Annotated in this window: 6 protein-coding genes and 1 pseudogene; 6 read left to right on the forward strand and 1 reads right to left on the reverse strand. The window is 75.4% G+C overall.

The genetic code is table 11. From position 1 onward, the window contains the following. The 3 genes and pseudogenes from ACQRUO_RS36690 to ACQRUO_RS36700 all read left to right on the forward strand — a co-directional run. A partial coding sequence (locus ACQRUO_RS36690) for a hypothetical protein (protein WP_428320508.1) occupies nucleotides 1–346 on the forward strand: 346 nt, incomplete at its 5' end. A gap of 272 nt (nucleotides 347–618) precedes the next feature. Continuing rightward, nucleotides 619–2,052, forward strand: a complete 1,434-nt coding sequence (locus ACQRUO_RS36695; protein ID WP_428320509.1) for a DUF6177 family protein — start codon at nucleotides 619–621, stop codon at nucleotides 2,050–2,052. 94 nt (nucleotides 2,053–2,146) lie between these two features. Continuing rightward, nucleotides 2,147–2,339, forward strand: a pseudogene (locus ACQRUO_RS36700) (hypothetical protein); the annotation flags it as partial. A 306-nt stretch (nucleotides 2,340–2,645) separates the two neighbouring features. Here ACQRUO_RS36700 and ACQRUO_RS36705 read toward each other — a convergent pair. Next, complete coding sequence (locus ACQRUO_RS36705) at nucleotides 2,646–3,848, reverse strand: RNA-guided endonuclease InsQ/TnpB family protein (RefSeq protein WP_428320512.1); 1,203 nt, start codon at nucleotides 3,846–3,848, stop codon at nucleotides 2,646–2,648. Nucleotides 3,849–3,988: 140 nt separating this feature from the next. Between ACQRUO_RS36705 and eccD the strand changes: the two genes are divergently transcribed. The 3 genes from eccD to eccCa form a co-directional block, all read left to right on the forward strand. Continuing rightward, complete coding sequence (eccD, locus tag ACQRUO_RS36710; protein WP_428320513.1) at nucleotides 3,989–5,347, forward strand: type VII secretion integral membrane protein EccD; 1,359 nt, start codon at nucleotides 3,989–3,991, stop codon at nucleotides 5,345–5,347. An 11-nt stretch (nucleotides 5,348–5,358) separates the two neighbouring features. Next, nucleotides 5,359–6,903 carry a MinD/ParA family ATP-binding protein gene (locus ACQRUO_RS36715; protein WP_428320510.1) on the forward strand — a complete coding sequence of 515 codons (1,545 nt, stop codon included), beginning with the start codon at nucleotides 5,359–5,361 and terminating at the stop codon, nucleotides 6,901–6,903. Nucleotides 6,904–6,995: 92 nt separating this feature from the next. After that, nucleotides 6,996–9,219 (forward strand): type VII secretion protein EccCa (eccCa, locus tag ACQRUO_RS36720; protein ID WP_428320511.1); only part of this gene is annotated, 2,224 nt, incomplete at its 3' end.

Below are 9,219 nucleotides of genomic sequence, written 5' to 3' on the forward strand. Positions count from 1 at the left end.
GGCGGCGCCGGCGGGGGCGGCGCCGGCGGGCGGCGACATGGCGGCAGCCGACGCCGTGCTGATCGGTCAACTCGACGAGGAGCGCCGGCCGGCCGGCATCGCGCCGGTCGAACGGCTGCTGCGGGCCTGGCGGCAGCCGACCGCGGCGGCGGCCTGCCCGGCGACCTGGGTGTACGTCGCCGAGACCGCGGCCGGTGCCTACCTGCCGCACGTCCGGCTGGGCCTCTCCCCCTTCGGCCTGACCGACCTCCCGCACTACCCCGTCGAGGCCGTCGCCCGCGGCGAGCAGCTGCCGCCCTACCAGGCGGCCGCCCTGGCCGCGGCCGTCCCGGTCTGGGAGCGCTGAGCCCAGCGGCACGCGGTACGAGGAGGCCGTCGTCCTGCCCCTGTCGTCGTTCTACGCGCCGCCGGGCCTGCCGGAGTACCTGCTGGAGGTCCGTCGCCCCCGGTGAGCAGCTGCCGCCCTACCAGGCCGCCGCCCTGGCCGCAGCCGCCGTGGTGTGGGAACGCCCACCCACCGGGCCCTCCTGACAGTCACCCAGATACCCTGACCGGCGCGGATGCCCGGCACCCCCGAACCCGGGGTGGGCCGGACGGGGGAACGAGGACGGACCACGAATGACCAAGGACGTGATCGCGCTCACCGAGCGGATGCCGGACGCGTGGAGCGTGCTGGCCGGGCTGCTCGCGGGCGGGCCGGAGTTGCAGGTGCAGCAGGCGGCCGACAGAGCCGTGATCCAGTTGTGCGACCGGCAGGGCCGGCCGCTGCTCTCGGTCGAGACGCCGCTGCTGCTGCACTCGCCCGCCGAGGCCGACCGGCTGCTGGGGACCTCACTCGGGGACGGGCCGCGCTGGTGGGTGGAGAGCCGTGCGTCCACCGCCGTGCCGGAGGCCGAGCAGCTGGCCGGCCGCTTCGCCGCGCGGCTCGCCCTGCTGCTGGGCGGCGAGGTCTGGCCGCCGGACGCACCCGGCACGGCCGACCCGGGCACACCGCTCGACACCTCCGCCGTCGCCGCCGCGCGGCCTCCCGCCGCCGCGCAGCCGGCCGTGGACGTGCTGACCGAGCGGGCGGCCGTGGTGCTCCAGGACCGGCCCGTGGTGCCCGCCGCCAGCTGGCTGACCGATGCGCTGCGGGCCGCGGCGGAGTCCGGGCGCAGCCTGCAGGTCGTCACCCCGGGGCACTGCCGCCTCTCGCTGCCGACCCGCTCGCTGCTCCAGGCGACGCCGCTCCACGAGACGGCGTCCCGCTGGGTGGTCAAGGACGAGGTGGACGGGTACTTCGACGGGCTCTCCGGCGCGGTGCTCCGCTGGCAGGACGGGGTCTTCGCGCCGGCCCGCGACACCCGGGGCGAGACTCCGGTGGCCGCCGCCTTCACCGCCTTCGAGCGCACCGAGGAGCGCCAACTCGCCCTCTCCATCCGCACCTTCCACGAGCCGACCGCCGACCTGGTGCTCGGCGGCGCGCTGGAGACCGCCTGGCGGGCGCTGACCGGCGAGCCGCCCTGTTCCTGGGGCAGCGCGGAGCCGGCGAACCTGCGGTGGTCCCGCGAGCAGCTGACCGACTTCGCCCAGCAGCGCGCCCCCGAGCCGACCTGGACGGTCGTCGTCGGCAGCCCGCGGCACCCGGCGATCGCCACCCTGCGGGCGGTTCGCACGCCCACCGGCGTCGTGGAGGAGATCGTCCTCACCGTCGGGTACCGCGGTGACGCGGCCGACCGGCCGCCGCTGGACGTGCTGCCGCAGCTGGCCGACGAGTTGGCCACCGGGCACGGCCTGCGCTCGCTCCACTGCCACCTGCGCGAGGCCCGTCGCGACCTCACCGTGCCGCCGCGGTTCGAGCGCCCGCCGGTGCCGGTCGGCTTCGCCGTCGGCCCGCTGGAGGTCGAGGAGCTGGACCTCGACCGGGCCCGCACGGTCCCGCTGCGCAGCCCGGCGGTGCGGCTCGGCACCCGGGCCCGGCCCGGCTTCTACTACCCGCTCGGTGACGGCGAGTCGGTCGAGGGCTGGACCGAACTGGAGGCCCTGCTGCGGCACCTGAAGCCGGCCTCGTGAGCGGCGCGGTGACCGGACGTCACGGCCCGGCTATATGCTCCGGTGCCGCGCCGGCAAGCGGTGGCGGCACGGTGACCCGGGCGGGTGGCGAGTGATGGGGCGGGACTACGACGGCCAGGTGCTGGAGTCGGTGGCGGCTCGCCGGCGCCGGCTGCGGGACGCGCTGCTGTACGGCGCACTGCGGTCCCGGCGCTCGGCCGACGAGCAGTTGGGGAAGCTCTTCGGCGGCATCGCGCTGGCTGCGGTGGTCTGTGCCGGGAGCGTGGGCTGGTCGTTCGTCGACCACCGACTGCTGCACAAGCCCGCGCCCGCGGCGGGCCCGGCGCGCGGGCACCAGACGCCGGCGCCGAGCGCGTCGCCGGCAGCACCCTCGCCGACCGCCACGGCCACGGCCTCGGCGGAACCCTCCCCCGAGGCGCCGTCCCCGACGGTGACCGCCCACCGGTCACCGTCCCCGTCCCGGCACACGCCCGCGCGGCACTCGCCGGGACCGACTTCCCCGGCGGACAGGTCCGCTGGGCTGCGATAGGTTCTGCGGAATTTGAGTCCTCCCTTCCCTGAGGAGGGGATTCCTGGCTCACTTCGCCTGGCACCTAGCAGGTGACAGGACTTATAAGATCAACACCAGCCGGGTTGAGACCAGCCCGGACGAGCATCACGTGGGCGGAGTTCTTGTCCCTGGGACGGGACGTGCCGCACGCGGTGCACGTGTAGGTACGTTCGGAGAGGGGAAGTGCGTGCTTGGCTCTCGCTCCGCAGTGCGCGCATTCCATCGTGGTATGCGCGGGGTGGACCAGATACACCGTCCGTCCGTGCTTGCGTCCCATATCGATCAGGGCCTGCTTCGTTGCTCCGATCGCCGCATCGGTGGCCTTGCGCGCCATGGTGGTCCTGGCGAGGAACTTCGGCTTGAAGTCCTCGACGGCCACCGAATCGTGGTCGGACACGACCGCCTTGGCCCACTTTCGGCCGGTGTCCTGCCGCTGCCGGGCGATCTTCTTGGACAGCTTCGCGGCCTGCTTGCGGGCCTTGCGGTACCCCTTCGTGTCGGGCCTGTTCCTCGGACTCCGGCGACGCGCCATCATCCGCTGGTAGCGGGCCAGTTTCTGTGCGGCCGACTTCCCGTGCTCGGGGTGCGGCAGGTCGTACGCGCCATCGGTCGTGGTGGCGATCTCCTTGACGCCCCAGTCGATACCGATCGCCCGGCCGGTGGGCGGCAGCACCTGCACATCGACCGCCACGACGAACGAGGCGTACCAATGGCCAAGACTGTCCCGGTACACCCGCACCGAGGACGGGTCCGACGGCAGATCGCGCGACCACACCACGGTCAGCACGATGCCACCGGCCAGTTGCAGGCGCCCCTCCTTGATCCGAAATCCGTGCCGGGTGTAGTTCAGCGTCGGCAGCGACTCGCGCTTGCGCTTGACCTTCGGCATCCCTGCCCGCTGACGCATCGGCAGCTTTGCCTTGATGTCCTTGAGCGCCTTGGCACGCGCCTTGGCAAAATCCCGAACGATCTGCTGCTGCGGCACCGAGGCGCCCTCACGCAACCACACCATCGCTTGGCGCGCCTCGGTCAGCATCCTGTCGAGCTGCGCCGGGCCGCACGTAGTCCTCTCATCGGTGGCCCTGTTGTGCAGGTGGACCCTGCGGGACACCGCCACGCACTCGTTCCACACCCACCGACACCGACCCCACTCGGCTTCCAGCCTGGCGAGGTCAGCGGACGACACACGCAAGCGATAGGTGAACCGGGCATGCCCGGCGCCCTCCGCGGCTTGTCGTACCGTCATGCCAGTCAACCTACGGCCACCCACTGACAGCGCAGGAAAGTGCAGCCCCAGCAGATGCTCAGAGATCGCTGCCGCCATGCGGCTCAGGGCCCCATCCCAAACCTTCGCGACGGGGCTCCCTTGGGAGAAATCAGGTGAGCGTGGGAGCGGACCGGCCGACGGCCGGGTTGAGCCGGGTCACTCTGGTCGGGCCGCGGCGACGGGTGGACCTGGTGCTTCCCGCCGACGAACCGGTCGGCCGGCTGCTGCCCGAGGTGCTCGAACTCCTCGACGACGCGGTGTCGGCCCAGCCGATGCTGCGTCAGCTGGTGACCACCGACGGCAGCGTCCTGCCGCAGGAGGGCACGCTGGCCGACGCCGGGGTCCGCGACGGCGCCGTGCTCCGGCTGGTCCGTCAGCAGGACATCCCCTCGGCCCCCGTGGTGCACGACGTCGGCGACGAGACGGCCGACGACCTCGACCTGCGCGCCTGGCGCTGGGGGGCTGCCGCGCGGGAGCGGACGGCGGGCCTGGCGCTGGTGCTGCTGGCGCTGGTCGCCGGGCTGCGCGCGGTCGCCGAGCTGGGCTCGGCGGCCGGCGGATGGGTGCTCGGGGCCGCCGGTCTGACGGCGGTGGGTGGCGTGCTGGCGGCATCGCTCGGCAACCGCGCGCTGGGGACCAGCCTGCTGCTGGCCTTCGGAACGCTGGGTGCGGTGGGCGGTTGGGCGCTGGCCGACAGCGGCGGCTGGCCGGTCGCGGCCCGTGGGGCGGCGCTGGCGGGTGCGGCGGTGCTGACCCTCGGACTGCTGGGACGCTTCTCGCCGGTGGGCCGCGGCGGGCTGATCGGCGCGGCCGCGGTGCTGGTGCTCGGCGGCGTCTGGGAGGGCGTGGGGGCGGCGCTGCTGCACCTGCCGCCGGCGCAGGCCCAGGCGCGGCTCGGGGCGGTGCTCGCCGTCGTCTCGGTGGTCGCGCTCGGGCTGCTGCCGCGCTTCGCGCTGGTCGGCGCCGGCCTGACCGGACTGGACGACCGGCGCGCCGCGGGCGCCTCGGTGAGCCGCTACGAGGTGAGCACGGCGCTGGCCGCGGCGCACCGGGGACTGGCGCTGGCCACCCTGGTCACCGGCGCCTCCGCGGTGGCGGGCGCCTGGCTGGCGGTCGCGGCACCGGGCCCGTGGACGGTGCCGCTGGCCGCCGTGACGGCCGTGGTGCTGCTGACCCGGGCGCGGGCCTTCCCGCTGGTGGCGGAGGTGGTCGCGCTGGCCGCGGGCGGGACGGCGGTGCTGGTGCGACTGGCCGTGCTCTGGGCCGACCGGGTGCACGGCGGCGTGCCCGGGCCGCTGCTGCTGCTCTGCGGCATGGCGGCGGTCCCGCTGGTGATGCTGGCCGTGGCGCCGGCCGAGCACGTGCTGGTGCGGCTGCGGCGAGGGCTCAACCTGGTGGAGACCGCAGGTGTGGTGGCGCTGTTCCCGCTGGCCGTCGGCGTGTTCGGCGTGTACGCGCGGCTGCTCGGCGCCTTCTGAACGGGGGGCGAGTGTCCGGCGACGACTGGCAGCGCAAGCTGCTCGACGACCTGAGCGAACTGCTCGTGGAACTGAACGTCACGCCCGCGCAGGCGCCGGCGGCCACCCCGGCCCCGGACGCGGCACCGACGGCGGACGAGGCACGGGCGGCGGCGGCCGCGGAGCCCGAGGAGGCGACGGCCGAGCCGCGGTCAGCCGACCCGCGCGGGACGGCTGATCCGCGGGAGACGGCCGACCTGCGGACGGCGGCCGATCCGCGGACCGCCGATCCGCGCATACCCTTGGCCTGGCCGGCCCGCACCACGGAGCAGGCACCGCCCGCCCCCGAACCGCGCCCCGCCCCGGAACCCGCGCCCCCCGCACCCTGGAACGTCACGCTCCAGCTGCACCACGACACGCCCACCCCCGTCCCGCTCCCCCCGAACGCCACCCTCCAGCTGCACACCAAGCCGCCCACCAAGCCGCAGCCCAAGCCTCGACCCAAGCCCCCGGCCCCGGCGCCGGCCCCCACCCCGCCGAAGCCGACCCCGCCCCCACCCCCGGCACCCCCCGCCCAGGCCCCTACCCGGGCCCCCGCGCAACCCCCCGCGCCCCTCCCCGCGGACTGGGCCAACGCCACCCTCCAGCTGCGCCAGCGCCTCGCCGACGGCGTCCCCGTCTTCGAGCCGGTTCCGCCGCCCACCCAGCTCCGCCCCCGCCCCGCCGGTTCCGCGCTGCAGCGCACCGGGCGGGCGCTGCGCCGGGTGATCGCCTCCTCCGCGGCGCAGGACGTCGACCGGGTCGCCCGGATCGGACGCGACCTCCAGCAGCCGGTGGCCACCGGTCGCCAGATCGCGGTCACCAGCGTGCGCGGCGGCGCGGGCAAGACCACCGTGGCCGCGCTGCTCGGCGCCGCCTACGCGCACTACCGGCACGACCCGGTGCTGATGCTGGAGGCCGAACCCGCACTGGGCACCCTGCCGCTGCGGCTGGGCGCGACCGACCTGCGGTGGACCTTCGACGACCTGGCCCGGTTCGTCTCGCCGGCGCTGCGGCTGGACCAGATCCAGGAGTACCTGGTCGAACTCCCGGACGGCGGCTGGCTGCTGCCCGGCAGCCGGGGCACCGTGGGCGCGCACCTGGACCTGACGGTGTTCACCTCGGTGGCCGTGGCGCTGCGCCGGTACTTCACCGTGAGCGTGGTGGACTGCGAGTCGCTGCCCAGCGAGTTGGCGCACAGCGCGCTGGCCGCCGCCCAGGCCCGGGTGCTGGTGGCGCCGACCACCGCGGACGGGGTGGCCACCACCCGGGTGGTGCTGGAGTGGATGGGCGGCCTGTCCCGCTCGCTGCTGCCGGGCACCGTGGTGGTGCTGGCCACCGGTTCGCCGCACCTGGGCATCGACCTGACCGCGGCGGCCGAGTTCCTGCAGCTCGACGGCGTCCGGGTGGTGACCCTCCCCTACGACCGCCACCTGGCGGCCGGCGGGCCGATCCGCACCGCGGCGCTCGCCAAGCGGACCCGGGAGTGCGTCGCCGAACTCGCGGCCGAGGTGCTCAACCTGGCCGTCCGCGGCTGACGGCCGCCCGCCCCCAAGTCCCAAGTCACAAGCCCCAAGTCACAAGTCCCAAGCCCGATCACCCATCCCGACCCGTCAGTGAGGCGACGCCGATGACCACCCGGCTGGTCCACCGTCCTGCGCGCACCACCGTGCCGCCGGCGCTCGTCGCGCCGCGCACGGTCGAGGCGCCGCCCACCCTCCCGGAGGGGAGGACCGGCGGCCTGGCCGGCACCCTGCTGCCGGTGACCGGGGTGCTGAGCTCGGTGGTGATGATGGCCGTGACCCGCAGCGGGCAGTACGCCGCGCTCGGGGCGATCGTGCTGGTGGTCACGGTGCTGGGCAGCGTCGGCCTGCTGGTGTCGCAGCGCGGCAAGGCGCAGCGGGCCCGCCGCACCGGGCGCGAGCGGTACCTGGAGTACCTGGAGCGGCTGCGCGAGGACCTCGCCGGCGAGGAGCGCGAACTGCGCACCGCGGCCCGGGTGGTCGCCCCGCCGCCGGAGGCGCTGTACGACCTGGTGCGGGACCCGGCGCGGCTGTGGGAGCGGCGCCGGACGGACCCCGACTTCCTCTCCGTGCGGCTGGGCACCGGCGAGCTGCCGCTGCGCCCGATCGCGCTGGCCACCCAGAGCGGCGAGGCGCTCAACCCGCCGGACCCGTTCATGCTGAACGAGGCCAAGCTGCTGCTCCAGCGCTTCCGCACCGCGAGCGAGGTGCCGCTGCCGGTGCCGCTGGACCGGGTCGGCAACGTCAGCGTGGTCGGCGAGCGGGCGGCGGTGCTGCGGGTGGCCCGGGTGCTGTTGACCCACGCCGCGGTCACCCATGCGCCGGACGACCTGCGGCTCGCGCTGGCCTGCCCCGAGCAGCGGCTCGGCGAGTGGTCGTGGGCCAAGTGGCTGCCGCACGTGCTGGACGGCGAGCAGTGGGACGGCCCGGTCAACGCCCGCCGGATGGCCCCCGGTCTGGCGCAGCTCACCGTGGTGCTCCAGGACGAGCTGCGGCGGCGCGCGGCGTACGCGGCCGAGGTGCGCCGCGGGCTGGCGGCCGGCGGCGGGCTCGGGCACACCGACCGGCTGCTGGTGGTCAGCGACGGCCACGGCCGGCCGGCGCAGGAACTGGCGCTGCCGGACGAGGCGGTGACGCTGCCCGAGCTGGGGATCACGGTGCTGCACCTGGTGGCCGAGCGGACGGCGGAGCCGGGCCAGGTCGCGGTGCGGATCACCGTCGAGGGCGACCGGGTGACGGTGGCGGACCTGCGCGGCGCGCAGCCGGTGGAGGTGCACGGCACGCTGGACGGGCTGTCGCTGGCCGGCGCCGAGGGCCTGGCCCGGATGCTCGCGCCGCTGCGGCTCTCCGCGGACGGCGCCGCGGCCGCGGCCGCGGGGCAGGTGGACTTCACCTCGCTGCTGCACGCCCCGGACCCGGCCCGGCTCGACCTGGCCCGGCTCTGGTCGCCGCGCGGTGAGCGGGCCTTCCTGCGGGTGCCGATCGGCCTGAGCGACGCCGGGCAGCCGGTGCTGCTGGACCTGAAGGAGGCCGCCGAACTGGGCATGGGCCCGCACGGCCTGTGCGTCGGTGCCACCGGCTCGGGCAAGAGCGAGCTGCTGCGGACCCTGGTGCTGGCGCTGCTGGCGACGCACCCGCCGGAGGACCTGTCGATGGTGCTGGTCGACTTCAAGGGCGGCGCGACCTTCGCCCCCTTCGAGGGCGTGCCGCACGTCGCCGGCGTGATCACCAACCTGGCGGACGACGCGAGCCTGGTCGAGCGGGTGCACACCAGCCTGGCCGGCGAGGTGCAGCGCCGCCAGCAGGCCCTCAAGGACGCCGGCAACGCCGCGGACATCTCGCACTACCGGATGCTGCGCGCGACCAGGCCCGAACTCCCGCCGCTGCCGCACCTGTTCGTGGTGATCGACGAGTTCGGCGAACTGCTCACCGCGAAGCCCGACTTCATCGAGCTGTTCCTGTCGATCGGCCGGATCGGGCGCAGCATCGGCGTACACCTGCTGCTCTCCAGCCAGCGGATCGAGGGCGGCCGGCTGAAGGGCCTGGACACCTACCTCTCCTACCGGCTGGGCCTGCGGACCTTCTCGCCGGAGGAGAGCCGCACGGTGCTGGAGACGCCGGACGCCTTCCACCTGCCGCCGCTGCCCGGCTTCGGCTACCTCAAGGTCGACACCAGCACCTACCAGCGGTTCAAGGCGGGCTTCGTCTCCGGGCAGTACCGCGGCCCGGCCAGGGCGCAGGACGCGGACCGGGGGCCGGCGGTGCTGCCGTACCCGGCGTTCAACGGCCCGGCCGCCGCGGGCCCGGCCGCCGCGGGCCCGGCCGCCGGCG

The organism is Kitasatospora sp. LaBMicrA B282, from assembly GCF_050325825.1.
Classification (GTDB): Bacteria; Actinomycetota; Actinomycetes; order Streptomycetales; family Streptomycetaceae; genus Kitasatospora.